Origin of the sequence: Pelomonas dachongensis (genome assembly GCF_043555865.1) — a bacterium.
Classification (GTDB): Bacteria; Pseudomonadota; Gammaproteobacteria; order Burkholderiales; family Burkholderiaceae_C; genus Pelomonas; species Pelomonas dachongensis.
On sequence record NZ_JBIGHY010000005.1, the window covers coordinates 83,876 to 99,756 of the forward strand.

Below are 15,881 nucleotides of genomic sequence, written 5' to 3' on the forward strand. Positions count from 1 at the left end.
ATGACCGGCATCGCGCCATCATGCCCTGCCCGCCCGTTTCAGCAGCTGCGCCGCCGCACCACCACACCGCCCACCAGGCCGAGGCCAGCCAGCAGGTAGGCCAGCGTGCTGCCCTCAGGGACAGCGCTGGTCACGACGAACGACAAGTTGTCGGCATAGCCGTCGTTGTCGCCACCGCCCTGGCGCTCCATGGAGAGCGAGAACATCAGCGACGTGGTCTGCGTGGGCAGCAGGCCGGACGCGCCGCGCAGGAACAGGCCGGTCTGGTTGCCGCGGTCCGCGGGCATCACGGGGCCGATGGACGCGAAGCCGATCTCGTTGCCCACTGTGTCCAAGAAGGACACATACAGCAACGCGTTGTCGCCCTGCGTCTGCCAGCCGCCCAGCCAGCCGCTGAGGTCGTAGTGCAGCGCCTGGCCTGCCAGCACACCCAGCTCGACGACCTGGAAGCCGGCCGTCTGGCCACCGAAACCGGCGAACATCTTGCTGCCCCGATCCGCCGGGCCGGGCTGCGTGGGCAGCACCCAGTTGCTGCCGTAGTCGACCGACTGGAACAGCGGGTAGCCGTCGAAGCCGGTCCAGCCGGACACGCCGGCCTCGGCGCCGCCGTTGACGATGAGATTGCCGCCCAGTGTGGCCTGGGCCTGTGCGACGACGCTGAAGGCGGCCAGCAGGCCAGTGGCGAGGAGCTTCTTGATCATGATGTTCTGTCTCGTTGGAAGTGTCAGGGGCGGGTCTGGTCAAGGCGCGCGGCGCCGGACATGGCCGGGTCGCTGACCGAGGGTTCGCCGTTCTCCAGGTGACCGGCCAGGCGGCGGCCGAAGCCGGGCACTTCGATGACCTTGAGGCTGTGGTCGTACCAGCGGTGCCCACCGTCCACGGCGATGCGCACCGTCTGCTGGCTGTGGGCGGCCAGCATCCAGCGCCGGTCGGGCACGGCGGCGTAACGGTGGCTGCTCAACACGAAGGTGCAGGGCTTGCTGCCCTCGTTGCGCAGCTCCAGCACCAGCTCCAGGTACACACGGTCGGCATGCACCCGCACGTCAGGCTGTGACTGTGCGGCGCCCAGCTTGGGCAGTTCGCCGATGAAATGGCGATGAAAGCCGTTCGGGCCGAGCACCCACAGGTCGTAGGCTGCACCGGGAGTGCCGGCCCAGCGACCTTCCAGCTGCTTGCCGGCCTCGACCGTGTAACGCCGCGGCGGCTGGCTCAGCGCCAGGCGGTCGTAGACGTGGAACACCGCGCCCGCGTCGCCCGCGTTCTCGAAGCGCAGCATGACGCCCGTGGCGCTGGCGCTCGCCTGCACCTGCAGCTCGTAGGGCAACGCGCGGGCCATGCGCAGGCCGGCGTCCTGCACCGGGGTGACCAGGCTGGTGGGCGTGGCCGGCATCTTCGTGCCGGGCAGCGTCAGCGCGCGGGCGCGCAGCGCGGCGGTGGCGGGCAGATCCTGCAGGAACGCACTGTCCTCGGGGCGGGCGAAGTCGAAGCAGCCGGTCAGGTCGCCGCTGACGGCGCGGCGCCACGGCGTGATCAACGGTTCCTGCACGCCGAAGCGGGCTTCGATGAAGCGCAGCACCGAGCTGTGGTCATGCACCTGCGAGTTGACCCAGCCGCCCTTGCTCCAGGGCGACACGATGTACATCGGCACGCGCGGGCCGAGCCCGTAAGGGCGGTGCTGGTAGGCGGGGTTGCTGCCGTTCAACACGTGGTGGTATTCGCCCGTCGTGTCCACGGTGGACGCACCAGCCAGCTGCGCTTTGCCGGGGTCGGCGTCGTAAGCCAGGTAAGAAGGCACGGCCGGCGGCGGCATGTGGTCGAAGAAGCCGTCGTTCTCGTCGAAATTGATGAACAGCACGGTCTTGGCCCAGACCTCGGGATTGGCGGTCAGCGCCTCCAGCACGCGGGCCGTGTAGTCGGCGCCCGACGCCGGGCTGGACGGTCCCGGATGCTCCGAGCCCTCGGCGGTCGCAACGATCCACGACACCTGCGGCAGCTGGTTGGCCAGCACATCTGCCTTGAGCTTGTCGAGGTCGCGCGTGGCGATGCCGCGTTCGCGCAGCACGGCGGACGCACCGGGCCGCCCGTACCAGGCATCGCGGAACGGGCGGAAGCCGGCCAGCGGGTTGTCGGTGAAGTTGTCCTCCATGTTCTGGTAGACCTGCCAGCGGATGCCCGCGGCCTGCAAGCGCTCGGGGTAGGTGGTCCAGGTGTAGTCGGTCAGCGGGTTCTCGTTGAACCAGTCGTGGCTGTTGTCGGTGGACGGGCCGCCGCCCAGCGCCTGCGGGTCGTTGTTGCCGCTCCACAGGAACAGACGGTTCGTGTTGGTGCCGGTCTGCGTGGCGCAGTGGTAGGCGTCGCACACCGTGAAGGCCCGTGCCAGAGCGAACTGGAACGGGAGGTCCGCCTCCTTGTAGTAGCCCAGCGAATGGGCCTGCTTGGCAGCGGGCCAGTTGTTCATGCGGCCGTGGTCCCACGCGGCCTGCGCGTCGTTCCACGAATGCGGCGTGCCGGCGACGCGCATGACGGCGAAGTCCTGCTGCGTGTTCAGGTGGAACGGCGAGATGGCTGCGCGCTGGCCGCCCCAGTCGGGCCGGCCCGGCACCTTGGCACCGCCGCCGTTGGGCTGCACGAACACGGTCTTGCCGGTGAAGGTGCCGGGACGGTCCAACGTCGGCGCCGGGAACGGATCGGCGAAGCCGCGCACGCCGGGCAGCGTGCCGAAGTAGTGGTCGAACGAGCGGTTCTCCTGCGTCAGGATGACAATGTGCTCGACGTCGTGCAGCGTGCCGGAGCGGGTGTGGGCGGGGATCGCCAGTGCGCGCTGGATGACGGGCGGAAAGCTGGCCAGCGCGGCGCTGGCGGCGACGCCTTGGCCCACGGCGCGCAGGAAGCCGCGGCGATCGGGTTGAGAGGACATGGGCGCTCCGGAAATGGAAGTCGGGATGGCGCCGAACTCTAGGAACCTCATGTGCAGCGCACGTGACAGTTCCTGTCCGCAGCAGGAGCGGCTGAAGCCTTGTTAGGGGACGCGCCGACGCGGCCCGCACGCCTGCGCCGCCTGCCTGGGGCGATCCAGCGCCCTAGTTCGTCGCCGCGCTCGCCGCGTCGGCGGCACGCCGGGCCGCCTCGTCGACAGCCCCCTGCATCTGCTGGCCGACGGCCTGCGGCGTGGGCTGCGCCGCACTGGCGGCCGAGGCGCCGGCCGCGGGTGGCTTCAGGGCTGTCCCCTGCTTCTTGGTCAGCGACAACACGATGGCGGCAACGACGACGAGGGCGAGGAGGCTGAGGGCGGCACGCATCGCGCCATCATCTCATCGCCCCCCGCCGTCTTCTCACGCCGGCATCCTCGCGCCGGCCTCAGTTGCCGCGCCCCACGCTGATGCGCGCGGAGGCTGACTGGCCGTCGGACGTCTGCGCCAGCACTTCCACGATCAGGTTGGCGTTCATGCCACGAGGCGGCGTGCCTTCGAGACGGCCGCTCTGCGGGTCGAAGCGCAGCCAGCCGGGCAGCGCGCTGCCATCCGCGAGCCGCGCGCTGTACGTCACCTGCGTGCCGGCCGGCGGGCTGAACAGCCGGTCTGTCGCGATGCCGCTGCGCAGATCGCCGACGGGCAGTTGCAGCACCGGCTGCAGCACGACCAGGCGCGCGGCCACGGCCGCCGCTGGCGCGCTGACATCCAACGCCCGTCCTGTTGTCGCAGCAAGCTGCACTGGTGCAGCGGGGGCCGGCAAGTCCGGCGCGGCCACGCCGCCGCCCAGCACGGTCAGCGAGCCCGCCGGGCCGATGGCCGTGGCACTACCCGCCGGCGGCAACGGCGCGTTCAGCACCGGCTGCGTCAGGGTCGCGTAGGGCAGCGCGGTAACTGGAATCAGGTTCAGCTGTGTCTCCAGGTTCTCGGACTTGACGGCCGGAGACGGCTTCACGGTCAGCACGCCGTCGACCAGCGTCAGCGCGTAGTTCTGCGCGCTGGCACCGTTGATCTGTATGGCGTAGCTGCCCGGCGGCGTGCCCGCGCCGGTGGGCGCGCTGAGGCTGGCGCCCTGCACCACCGTGGCGGTGTCCTGGTAGCGCAGCTGGCTGGGGTCGAGTGACCAGGTCAGTACCGGATCCTGTTCGCCGGCGGTCTTGGTCTTGTCGTCGGCCGTCACCGTCAGCGGTGCCTGGGTCACGGTCAGCACGCCCTGCGCCACGGTGACTGCGTAGTTGGCCGACGTGGCCTGGCCGGTGATGGCGTGGGTGCCGGCCGTGGCCTGCGCGCCGGTGGCGGTCGAGACGCCGGCCACCTGCACCACGCCGGCGGTGTCGCCGTACTTCAGCTGGGCCGCATTCACGCGCCACGTAGGCGCCGGCTCCGCGGCGCCATAAACCTTGGTCTGCGGGTCGAACGCCAGCGTCAGCGCTGCCTTGTCGACGCTCAGCGTGGCCGGCACGAACTGCGTGATGCGGTAATTCGCATCGACGCTGAGCGTGCCCAGCGTGATGGCATGGCTGCCCGCTGTCGCCGCCGCGCCGGTGTCGGTGGCGAGTTGCCCGGACACACTGCCCGCCGCGGTGTCGCCGGCCACGAGGCCCTGGCCACCGAGGCGGTAGCTCAGCGCGGGATCGGCGTCGCCGTAGATCTTGCGCTGGTCGTCGGCCGTCACGGTGAGGCCGCGCGGCGTGATGGCCGCGCTGGACTGCGGCTGCACGCTGACCAGGTAGTTGCCCAGGTCCGCGCCGCCCAGCGACGCGACCACGGCCACCACCTTGCCCATGCCCGCGTTCCTGTCGGCAAAGCTGCCGGTAACGCTGTTCAGCAGCACCTGGTCGCCCGCCACCCGACCCTGCCACTCCAGGCCCTGGGTGCCGATCTGCGCGGCCAGCGTGCCGTCGTAGACCTTGTCCTGCGCCTGCAGGCCGGCCAGCGTCAGCGCACGCGGCGTGATGTCCGCCGTCAGGCCGGTGGTGGGGCTGATGCTGTAGTCGCCGGCCGATGCACCGCCCAGCGTGCCGGTGACGGTGATGGCCTTGCCGGTGCCGACGTTCTTGTCGGCAAACTGCCCGGTCTGCGTCAGCGTGACCGTGTCGCCGCCCACGAGGCCGACGACGTTGCCACCGCTGAGCGTGGCCACAGTGGTGCCGTCGTAGACCTTGGCGGCACTGACGGTGCCGGTGATGGTCACGCTGCGCGAGCCGACGCTGGCGCTCAGGCCGGTGGGCTGCTGCACGCTGTAGTTGCCGGCATCCGTACCGGCGAGCGTGTTCGCGGCGATGACGGCCTTGGTGGCGCCGGCATGGCGGTCGGCGAAGTTGCCGGCCTGCACCAGCGTCACCGCGTCGCCGCCCACGAGACCGACGACGCTGCCGCCGGTCAGCGTGGCGGCGGTCGTGCCGTCGTAGACCTTGTCGGCCACCGTGGTGCCGGTGATCGTGACCACCTTTGCCGCCACGAAGCCGGTCAGGCCGGTGGCCTGCGTGAGGCTGTAGTTGCCGGCATCGGTGCCGCCCAGCGTGCTTGTCGTGACGACGGCCTTGGCCGCCCCCGCGTTCTTGTCGGCGAACTGCCCTGCCTCGGTCAGCGTCACCGCATCGCCCGCCACCAGGCCGTCGACCGTGCCGCCGCGGAGCGCGGCGCTGGTGCCGCCGTCGTAAGTCTTGTCGGCGACGGTGGTGCCCGTCACCGTCACGGCCTTGGGCGTCACGGTGCCGCTGAGGTTCGTGGGCTGCGTGATGCTGTAGTTGCCGGCATCGGCGCCGCCCAGCACGTCCGCCGCGGTCACGGCCTTAGCCGTACCGGCGTTCTTGTCGGCGAAATGGCCGGCCTGCGTCAGCGTCACGGTGTCGCCGCCGACGAGGCCTTGCAGCACCCCGCCGGTCAGTGCCGCTGCGGTGCTGCCGTCGTAGACCTTGTCGACCACCGTCGTGCCCGTGACCGTAACGGCCTTGGGCGTGACGGCAGCGCTCAGGCCAGCGGGCTGCGTGACGCTGTAGTTGCCCGCGTCGGCGCCGCCGAGCGTGCCGGTCGCGGTGACCGACTTGGCCAGGCCAGCGTTCTTGTCGGCGAAGTGGCCGGACTGGGCCAGCGTGACGGCGTCGCCGCCCACCAGGCCCTGCAGCATGCCGCCCATCAGGGCCGCGATGGTGCTGCCGTCGTAGACCTTGTCCGCCACGGTCGTGCCGGTGATGGTGAGCGCCTTCGGCGTGACGCTGCCGGTCAGCGTGCCCGACGACGTCAGCACGTAGTTGACGGCGTCGCCGCCGCCGAGGCTGTCGGTCGCGGTGACGGTCTTGGCCGTGCCGGCGTTCTTGTCGTCGAACACGCCGGACTGCGCCAGCGTGACGCTGTCGCCGCCAACCAGGCCTTGCAGGCTGCCACCTGTCAGCGTGGCGGCGGTGGTGCCGTCGTAGACCTTGTCGACCACGGTCGTGCCGGTGACGGTGATGCTCTTCGGCGTCACGGCGCCGCTCAGCCCGGTCGGCTGCGTCAGCGCGTAGTTGCCGGCGTCGCCGCCGCCCAGGGAGCTGGTGGCCGTCACGGCCTTCGTCGCGCCGACGTGCTTGTCGGCGTAGTAGCCGCTCTCGGCCAGCGTCACGGCGTCGCCGCCGATCAGGCCTTGCAGGCTGCCGCCGCTGAGCGTGGCGCTCGTCGTGCCGTCGTAGACCTTGCCCGTGACGGTGGTGCCGGTCACGGTGAGGGCCTTGGGCGTGATGTCGGCTGTCAGCGTGGCAGGCTGCGACAAGCTGTAGTTGCCCGCGTCGCCACCGCCGAGCGTGTTGGCGAGGGTCACGGTCTTGCCCAGGCCGGCGTTCCTGTCGGCGAACGTGCCCGCCTGCGTCAGCGTCACGGTGTCACCGCCCAGCAGGCCTTGCAGGCTGCCGCCGCTGATAGCGGCCGTCGTACCGCCGTCGTAGACCTTACTGGCCGCGACGCTGCCGGTGACGCTGAGGCTCTTGGGCGTGATGTCAGCCGTCAGGCCCGTGGGCTGCGTCACGGTGTAGTTGCCGGCGTCGCCGCCGCCCAGCGTGTCGGTCACCGTCACGCCCTTGGCCGTGCCTGCGTTCTTGTCGGCGAAGTGGCCGGACTCGGTCAGCGTGACCGAGTCGCCGCCCACCAGGCCCACCAGGCTGCCGCCCGTGATGACCGCCATGACGCCGCCGTCGTAGACCTTGCCGGCCACGCTGCTGCCGGCGACCGTCAGCGCCTTGGGCGTGATGTCGGCCGTCAGGCCCGTGGGCTGCGTGACCGTGTAGTTGCTGGCACTCGCGCCGCCGATGCTGTCGGACGCGGTGACCGTCTTAGCGGTGCCGACGTGCCGGTCGGTGAAGCTGCCGGCCTGCGTCAACGTGACGGTGTCGCCGCCGACAACGCCCTGCAGCGCGCCCCCGCTGAGTGCGGCCGTCAGGCTGCCGTCGTAGATGCGGCTGGCCACGGTCGTGCCGGTCACGGTCAGCGCCTTGGGCGTGATCGCGGCGGCCTGCGTGCCGAAGCTCAGCGTGTAGTTGCCCGCCTGCGCGCCGCTCAGCGTCAAGCCGCCGAACTGCACCTGCGCAGCCTGCAGCACCTGGCTGCTGTTGTAGGTCGCGGTGGCGATGCCCGTAAGCGAGATCGTGTCCAGCGTGTACGGCGTGCCGTCGGCCGTGCTGCCGCTGCCTGCCATCTGGCCGGCCAGCAACCCCGCGGTGCCGGTGGGCGTGGCGGCGGTGCCGCCGTCGTAGACCTTGCTGGCCGCGACCGCCAGGCCGCCGACGTTCAGCGCCTTGGGCGTGATGTCGGCCGTGACCGAGCCAGCGCTGATCGTGTAGTTGCCGGCGTCGGCACCGCCGAGCGTCAGGCCCGACAGCGTGACCGACTTGCCCGTGCCGGCATGGCGGTCCGCGAACGCGCCGCTGCCGGTGCCGGACAGCGACACCGTATCGCCGGTCAGCGCCTTGCCGTCGTTGACCGTCGCGCCGCCGGAGGCGATGGCGCCCGTGCCGGTGACGAAAGTGGCGGTGGTGCCGTCGTAGACCTTGCTGGCGGCGCTCAGGCCGGTGACGCTGATCGCCTTCGGGTTGACGACGAAGTTGCTGCTGCCCGTGGTGACGTTGACCTGGTAGCCCAGATTGGCCGCGAACGTGCCCTGCCCGGTCAGGTTCACGGTATAGGTGCCGGCCGGAATGAAGCCAGCGCCTGACGGCGTGTAGCTGCTGGTGGAGAAGTTCAACGCACCGGTGGTGGCTGAGCCCTGCGTGTCGCCGTCGATGAAGCCGGCGATGTTGACGCCCGGAACGGCGCCCACGGTGCCGTAGTCGATGGTGGAACCCGCGCCGACCGAGACGGTCAGCGTGGGCGTCGTGCTGTAGAGGAACCAGCTGCCACTGGCCGCGTAGCCCGGCGTGGCACCGGCGGTGTAGGCCTGCGCGTAGTGCTTGCTGTAGCCGGTCATGCCCTCGGTGGTGCCGGCGGGCGTGGTGGAGTAAACAAGGTAGCGGCCGTTGGGCGCGCTCAGGCCGGTGTTCGCAGCCTTGTTGTTGATGAAGTTGCGACCGGCGGCCAGCACGAGGTTGCCGTTGTTGGCAGTGACGGTGCCATCCACCGTGAGGTCGGCGCTGGCGCCGCTGGCGTGCAGCGTGAGGCCGTTGTTAGCGGTCAGGCCGCTGCTGTCCACCGCCGTGCTGCCGGAGGTCTTGAGGTCGAGACTGCCCAGGCTGCCGGCGACGTTGCCCACGGTGTTGGTGCCGGCGGTCAGCGTGGCGGTGCCGTCGAGGCCGAAGCGCAGGCGCGCGGCGTTGATCGTGCTGCCCGACGCTTGGGTGAGCTGTGCGGATTCGAGGTTGAAGAGCAGGTCGCCGGTGCTGGCCGTCACGGCCGAAGCACCACCGAGCGCAATCGTGCCGTCGTAGACGTAGAACTCCAGTGCACGGCCGGTGGCCGCGCCGGACTTCAGCACGCCGTTGACGTTCATGCCGCCGTTGCCGCCGGTGATCTGCACGGTGGCATCCAGCGTGCTGGCGCCGCGCAGCATCGGCGCCTGCGTGAAGTCCAGCGAATTGACCACCATGGCGCCGCCCTGGCTGTCACTGCCGAGCAGCACCCTGTCGAAGCCCGAGCTCTGGTGGATGACGGCGCCGATCTCGGCCGTCGTCATCGACATGCCCGTGCCGCTGGCCGCACCCAGTGTCATGCCGGCCGCGAGGTCGGCCGCAGAGACCTGCAGCGTGCCGGAGCCGCTGAGCTGGGTGTCAGATGCCAGCACCAGCCCGCCACCGACGGCGCTGTGGCCGCCGGCGTACAGCTCGATGCGGTTGGTGACGCCGCCGCCCAGATGCGCGCCGCTGTTGAAGCGGATGCCGCGGCCCAGGCTGCTGCCGTCGACGCCGTTGTTCTTGACCTGGACGAACAGGCCGCTGAGGTCGGACAGGCGAACGGTGCCGGCGTCGTTGCTGGTCTTGTCCGTGCTGTTGCGCAGGTCCAGGATCAGTTGGCCGCCGCCGACGTGCACGGACGTGCCGGCCGCCTGGCTGATGATGGCGGTGCAGGTGCTGCAGTCGTTGTCGACCACGCCGTTGGCCACGCTCTGGTTGGCGATGGCGGTGAAGTTGCCACCATCGGTGTCGATGTTGGCGCGCAGGTGCACGGAGCGGCCGGCTTCCAGCGTCAGGTTGCCGCCGGTGCCAATGGCCGAAACAACGATGTCGCGCAGCACGGTGATGTCGTTGCTAGCCTGCAGCGTGACGCTGGTGCCGGCGTTGAGCAGCGCGGCCAGCGTGGCGGGCGTGATGACCACGTCCGCGCCGGTGTTGGCCGAGAAGCCCAGCGTGCCGCCGCTGAAGCCCACGGCGTTCAGGCCGCCGGTGGTGCCGGCGAAGAGGCTGCCGCCCCAGTTGCTGTTGCCGCCGCTGCCGTTGACCTGGTCGACGGTAGTGGGCGTGGCGCTGTTGTCAGCCACCAGCGTCAGCCCGTAGGCGCGGCTGGCGTTGCTGCCGGACACGGTGTTGGGGGCGACCCAGACCAGCGGGCGCCACGCGACCTGCTCCGCGCTCGTCACGGCAGCGGGCAGCACCGTGGCGCGCACGTCGGTGAGGAAGCTGTAGCCGTCAAAGCCGGTGGTGGCCAGCCCGTCGGCCACCGAAGCCGCGCCGATGAGGCTGTTGCGCCAGCTCACCGGGCCGGCCGCGCCGTGCGCGCCGGAGAACAGCGTCACGGCGCCCACGCCGTCGACGCCGCAATAGGCCAGGTTGCTCAGCAGCAGCAGGTCGCCGGTGGCGACGAGGTTGCCGCTGACGTTGCGTTTGAGCGTGATGCTCTGGCCGCCGACCGCATCACCCGCGCTGCTGCCGGTCAGGCTGTTCGCATCGGAAACGACCGCGCCGACACCCGTCTCGCCGTAGGCGTGGCCATTGGTCGCGTTAACCCAGGTGGCCGCGCCGGCGCCGGCCGCGGGTGTGCCGCTGCCATCGCCGTAGGAGCTGGTCCAGTCGACCGAGCGCACCATGTAGCTGGTGGTCCCGCCGCTGCGCAGCACGACGACGCCGGAGTCGATGACGGCGCCGTAGGTGTAGGCGTCGTAGCTGGACAAGGTGCGGCCGACATGGTCGCCCGCCGTCGCGCCCACCAGACTGTTGGCCGCCGTCACCGTGCCAGCAATGCCGCCGGCCGGTGCGAACGAGACCGCGCCGACGCCGCTCGTCGCGCCGTTGCTCCACCAGGGGCTCGCGATGACGTGCCGCCCGCCGTCCAGCGCCGTGATGCCGGACAGCAGGTAGTGCTGGCCAGTGCCCGGGTCGATCCAACTGTTGTAGCCGATGGCGTCACCGGCCTGCGTGCCCACGAGGCTGTTGCTGCTGCTGATGCTGCCGCCGGCCGCGCCGGTGCGCAGCTGGCCGTTGCTGCCGTTCAGCCAGGTGACCGCGCCCAGCGACGCAGGCGCGCTGACCTGGTCCCACGGCGTGGCCTGCTGCCACAGCGGCGAGCCGATGGCGGCGTTACCGTCCGCCAGCGCGATGACGCCACCGGCGCCCACGCGGTCGCCGGCGTTGTCGGACCGGCGGATCGTCCAGTCGCTCACCAGCACGTCGCCGCGCACGATCTGGTAGACGGAATCGTTTGGCACGCTGAAGCTGAAACCGGCAGAGCCGGTCGTGCCCACCAGGCTGTTGCTACCGCCCACCACGCCGGTGATGCCGGCGGTGCCGCTGCCCCAGGTGACCGCGCCGCGCTCGTCCCACCACTGCGGGTTCAGCAGCACGAAGTTGCCGTTGGTGAGTTGCGTGAAGCCGTCCAGCGGCAGGCGGTAGCCGAGCAGGTCGCTCGCATGGCTGCCCACCAGGCTGTTGGCCGCAGACAGCGTGCCGCCGCTGCCGCCACCGGCCAACGCGCCGGTGCTGCCGTTCAACCAGCTGATGGCGCCCGCCATGGCCGCGCCGGTGTTGTTCCACCCCGGGCTGGCCACCAGCACGTTGCCATTGCCCAGCTGCTGCACGATCGGATAACCGTTGTGCATGAAGTTGGTGGAGAGGTAGTCGTAGGCCTCCTCGAAGACAGCGTTGCGCGGCGCGGTGGCCGAGTAGCTCTTGCCCAGCACGATGTCGGCGCCGCCGCCGTAGTTCGTGCCGGTCTTCACGTCGCTGGCGCTGCCGAACGAATAGGGGCCGAGCGGACGCAGTGTGGCGGTCGTGAAGGTGTCGCCGCCGGACGTGGTCTCGCTGACGACGGGCACCACCCAGTTCGTGCTGGGCAGCGTGCCCAGCCGGTCACCAGTGGCCGTGATGGCGCTGTGGTTGACGTCGCTGTAGGTGTCGCCCGTGCTGCCCACCAGGCTGTTGGCGGCCGACACCGTGCCGGTGCGGTTGCCGCTGCCCACCCAGGTGACGGCACCCCGGCCGCCGTTCCAGTACGGGCTGATGGCGACGTAGTTGCCGTTGTCCAGTACCTGGCCCAGCAGGCCGACGTGGTCGCCCGTCGTGGTCAGGCGGTAGGTGGTGTCGGTGAAGCTCTTGCCGCCGCGCGTGGCGTTCGCGCTGCTGGTGCTGATGACATCGGCGACGCTGCCCACCAGGCTGTTGCCCGACGAGACCGCACCGGCCAGGCCTGCGCTGCCGCTGCCCCAGGTGATGGCGCCCTTGCCGCCGTCCCAGCTGGGGCTGCGCACCAGGAAGTCGCCGTTGGCAAGCAGGTCCACCGTCTTGCTGAGCACGGCGTTCCAGTCGCCAGTCACCTTGGACAGATTGCTGAAATCACCGGCCGAGGTGGCACTGCGGCTGTCGGCGTAGTGGAAGCTGCCGACGTAGTCGCCAGGGTTGCTGCCCACCAAGCTGTTGCCGGCCGACACGGCGCCGCCTGCGGCGCCCTGACCGGTGGCGTAGCCGGTGCTGCCGTCCAGCCACGTCACGGCACCGAAGGAGACGGTGCTGGCGGCGCTGGTGCGGTTGCCCCAGTCGGGGCTGAGCACGACGGCGTTCGCGCGCAGACCGTTGCCGTCCAGCGCGCCCACAGACAGGGCGCCGCCCGAACCGACACGGCTGCTGACGGTGGTCCCGTAGAGGCTGTTGCTCGTCGAAAGCGCGCCGGTGATGCCTGCAGTGCCCGAGCCCCAGCTTGCAGCGCCGCCGTCCACCGCGCCCACGTCGGCGCTGGGGGACAGCACCACGTAGTGGCTACCCGAAAGCTCCACCACGGCGGTGCCTACGCCGTCGCCCGACGTCGCGCCAACCAGCGCATTGCCCGCGCCCACCGATCCTGCCACGCCGGCCGTGCCGGCCGCGAAGGCGACCGCGCCACGCCCGGTGTTCCAGTCGGTGTCGACGACCAGGTAGTTGCCGTTCTTCAACACCTTCACGCCGGTACTGGTGGCCACGGACCGCGCGCTCTGCGTGTCGCTGCCGTTGTAGATACGTGTGGTGATGGGCGAGCTGCTGCTGTTGCCCTGGCTGCCCATCAGGTCGCCGGCGCCGCCCACGAGGCTGTTGCCGGCGCCGACATCGGCGCCCGTCGCAGCGGTGCCGAAGATATGGCCGCTGCTGGCATCCACCCAGGTGACGGCGCCGTTGGGGTTGTTCTGCAGGAACCGGTCCACGGCCGCGTTGCCGGCATCCGTCCAGTACGGGCTGGCCACCACGTAGCCCTGGCCCGCGCCGACCGACTGCACGCCGCCGCTGGAGACGAAGTCGTACTTGTGCGTGCCAACCAGGCTGTTGCTGGCCGACACCGCGCCCGCCGTGCCGCCCGCGGCGCCGTAGGTGGCCGCGCCGGCATAGGTGCTGGCGCCGTTGGTGAAGGTGGGGCTGGAGATGACGTAGCGGCCGCCAGGCAGCGCGGTCAGCGTGCTGCCGACCGCATCGCCCGCCGCGCCCGGGGGCGCCGTGCGCAGGTTGTTGTTGCTCAGGTTCTTGTTGACGTAGGGCAGTGACGCGTTCAGGCCGGTCACGTAGACCTGCTTGCCGGCGTCGGCGTCGGTCGGCGCCTGGCTGCGGATGCCGGTGCTGCCCACCACTGCCGTGGTGGACGACAGCGCGCCGCCCGACGCTGCGTTGGCCAGTGCGCCGGTGCCGCCGTTCATCCAGGCGACCGCACCGCGGCCGTTGAACCAGTTGCTGGCCGCGATGGCCACGTTGCCGTCTGTCAGCTCGACGATGTTCGTCGTGCCCTCGGCCAGCACGTCACCCCACTGGTTGTAGGTGGTGACATTGCCCAGCCGGTCATTGGCGGTGATGGTCTGGTTGCTGCCGGTCGTCACGGTCAGGCCGGAATAGCCGTAGCGCGTGACGCTGTCGGTGTTGGCCGTGCTGCCCACGAGGCTGTTGCCGCTGCCGACGGCGCTGCTACCGCTGCCGGTGCTGCTCTGCCAGGTGATGGCCCCGGCCGAGGCCGTGGTGCCGGTCTGGATGGCATAGGCGCTGGCGGCACTGACGTTGAAGGGGTCGGTGATCGTCAGGCTGAACGTGTTGACGCCGCTGACCGTGCCGAACTTGGGGCTCAGCACCAGGTAGTTGTCGTTGCCCAGCACCTTCACGCCGCCGCTGCCGGCCTGGTCGCCGGCATTCGTGCCACGCAGGTTGGACAGCAGCGCACCTGTCTGGCTGTTGAACAGGTATACCGCGCCCGTGCCGGCGGTGCCGCCCGTATTGGCCAGCGGCGCCGAGATGACCACGTTGCCATTGCCCAGCACCTGCGTGAACGCGCCGAAGCCGTTGGTGCCCGACGGGGTCGGATCGGCCATGTCCAGCGCCGCCAGCGAGTTGCCGGCGTTGTCGATGATGAGGTTGCGCGGGTCCAGTAACAGCTGGCCCGGGCGGCCGTCGCGGCTGCTGAGGTCGGCCCGGCCCTGGAACACCAGGTCCTGCTTGCCCGACACCTCGGCCTGCCCGCCGGCGCCCGCCTGCGAGCCACCGCGCGCGCTCACCGCACCCGCGAACAGCGTCTTCTCGTCGGACCAGACGACCACCTGCCCGCCGTCGCCCCGCATGCCGCTGGCATCCGCACGCAGCACGGTGGACGCATTGATGCCCACGTTGGTCGCGTTGCCGATGTCGGCCTCCGCGCCGCGGAACCCGCCGCCCACACGCACGCGGCCGCCCTGCGCACTGCCGCTGGCGTCCAGCGTGGCCGCGCGCAGCTGCACGCTGGCCGCCGTGAAGTCGATGCTGCCGCCCTGCCCCGCCGCGGCTTGCGCGCTGACGTTGCCGGAGCTGTAGATCGTCGAGCCGCTGCCGGCACCTGTGCTGCCGGTGACGGCAATGCTGCCGCCCCGCGTCGCGCCGTCGGCCCGGATGCTGGCCTGCGCCGTCTGGATGACAGTCTCGGCCTGTACCTGCACCGCGCCGCCGGCGCTGTGCGCGGACGACACGTCCAGCGCGCCAGACTGGCCCACGTAGTCGCCCTGCACCGTGATGCGCCCGCCGTCGCGCGCCGCGATGCTGCCGCCCAGGTCGACATTGCCGCCGCCCAGCGACACGCTGCCGCCCTGCGCTGAGATGCTGCCGGTGTTGCTGACCAGGCGTACCACGCCGTCCTGCTCCACCATCTGCGCGGCGTTGATGCCGCCGGCGATGGCCTGCTGTTGCAGCTGCCGAGCCACGCCTGCCGCGAGGATGACCTGACCGCCGTCGGCCACGATGGCCTGGCGGTTCTCGATCAGCGTTTTCAACGCGCTGGGTTCTACCTTGACGCCCAGCAGCTGCGCACCGTCGAAGTTCAGCGTGACGGCGTCACCGCCGGCCAGCGCCACGGTGCCCAGGCGGGCGCTGATGACACCCTCGTTGCGCACCTCGGGGGCCAGCATCGCCACGTAACCCGCTTCGGCGGCCGACAAGCTGCCCTCGTTAACGACCGCGCCGGCCACGGCGCCGCGCGTAAAGCGCAGGCGGCCCGCCATGAAGTCCTCGTCCGCGAGGTTCAGCGTGGAGGCCACCAGCCCGCCCACGTCCACCTGCGCGCCCTTGCCGAACACGATGCCGTTCGGGTTCACCAACACGACCTGGCCGTTGGACGACAGCTTGCCGAACACCTGCGACACGTCGGCGCCCACCACGCGGTTCAGCGCGACCGACGCGGCATTGGGCTGGTTGATGCGCACCTCGGCCTGCGCGCCGATGTCAAAGCGCTGCCAGTTGATGGCGGCCTTGTTGCTCGTCTGGTTCACCTCCAGCCGCGCGCCGCCCTGCGTGATCTGCGCCTGCCCCTGCGTGACGACGCCGCCCTGCGGCAGCGCGTTGGCTGCGGGCGGTGCCTGCTGCGCGAACGCCGACAGCGCCGCACCCGCCAGCACCACGACGGCCACCGCCTTGGACGAGCCTGAGCGGCCCTTGCCGCGGCCGCCCGCGTGCTCGGCGACGGCCACGAACGCGCCCAGCGCGTCGTTCCACACCAGCCTGAACGCACGATTCATTGCACCGGGACCACGAGCCTTCATGTCACACCTCT

The 15,881-nt window shown here is 70.8% G+C and carries 4 protein-coding genes; all 4 read right to left on the minus strand.

Going from position 1 to position 15,881, the window contains the following annotated elements:
• Nucleotides 1-38 precede the first annotated feature (38 nt).
• The 4 genes from ACG02S_RS14730 to ACG02S_RS14745 all read right to left on the minus strand — a co-directional run bounded on the left by ACG02S_RS14730 (nt 39) and on the right by ACG02S_RS14745 (nt 15,870).
• Nucleotides 39-701 (minus strand): PEP-CTERM sorting domain-containing protein, encoded by a 663-nt coding sequence (locus tag ACG02S_RS14730; RefSeq protein ID WP_394471224.1) that lies wholly within the window; start codon nt 699-701, stop codon nt 39-41.
• Nucleotides 702-724: 23 nt separating this feature from the next.
• On the minus strand, nt 725-2,917 hold the full coding sequence (locus ACG02S_RS14735; RefSeq protein ID WP_394471225.1) for a phosphocholine-specific phospholipase C: 2,193 nt from the start codon (nt 2,915-2,917) through the stop codon (nt 725-727).
• Nucleotides 2,918-3,080: 163 nt separating this feature from the next.
• Nucleotides 3,081-3,299, minus strand: a complete 219-nt coding sequence (locus ACG02S_RS14740) for a hypothetical protein (RefSeq protein WP_394471226.1) — start codon at nt 3,297-3,299, stop codon at nt 3,081-3,083.
• A gap of 58 nt (nt 3,300-3,357) precedes the next feature.
• The gene (locus ACG02S_RS14745; RefSeq protein ID WP_394471227.1) at nt 3,358-15,870 is read right to left on the minus strand and encodes a YDG domain-containing protein; all 12,513 of its coding nucleotides are present in this window, start codon (nt 15,868-15,870) and stop codon (nt 3,358-3,360) included.
• Between the last annotated feature and the right edge of the window lie 11 nt (nt 15,871-15,881).

Excerpts from the sequence above, each read along its gene's own strand:
- ACG02S_RS14730 (WP_394471224.1), bottom strand. The coding sequence starts at position 701 with ATGATCAAGAAGCTCCTCGCCACTGGCCTGCTGGCCGCCTTCAGCGTC.
- ACG02S_RS14735 (WP_394471225.1), bottom strand. The coding sequence starts at position 2,917 with ATGTCCTCTCAACCCGATCGCCGCGGCTTCCTGCGCGCCGTGGGCCAA.
- ACG02S_RS14740 (WP_394471226.1), bottom strand. The coding sequence starts at position 3,299 with ATGCGTGCCGCCCTCAGCCTCCTCGCCCTCGTCGTCGTTGCCGCCATC.
- ACG02S_RS14745 (WP_394471227.1), bottom strand. The coding sequence starts at position 15,870 with ATGAAGGCTCGTGGTCCCGGTGCAATGAATCGTGCGTTCAGGCTGGTG.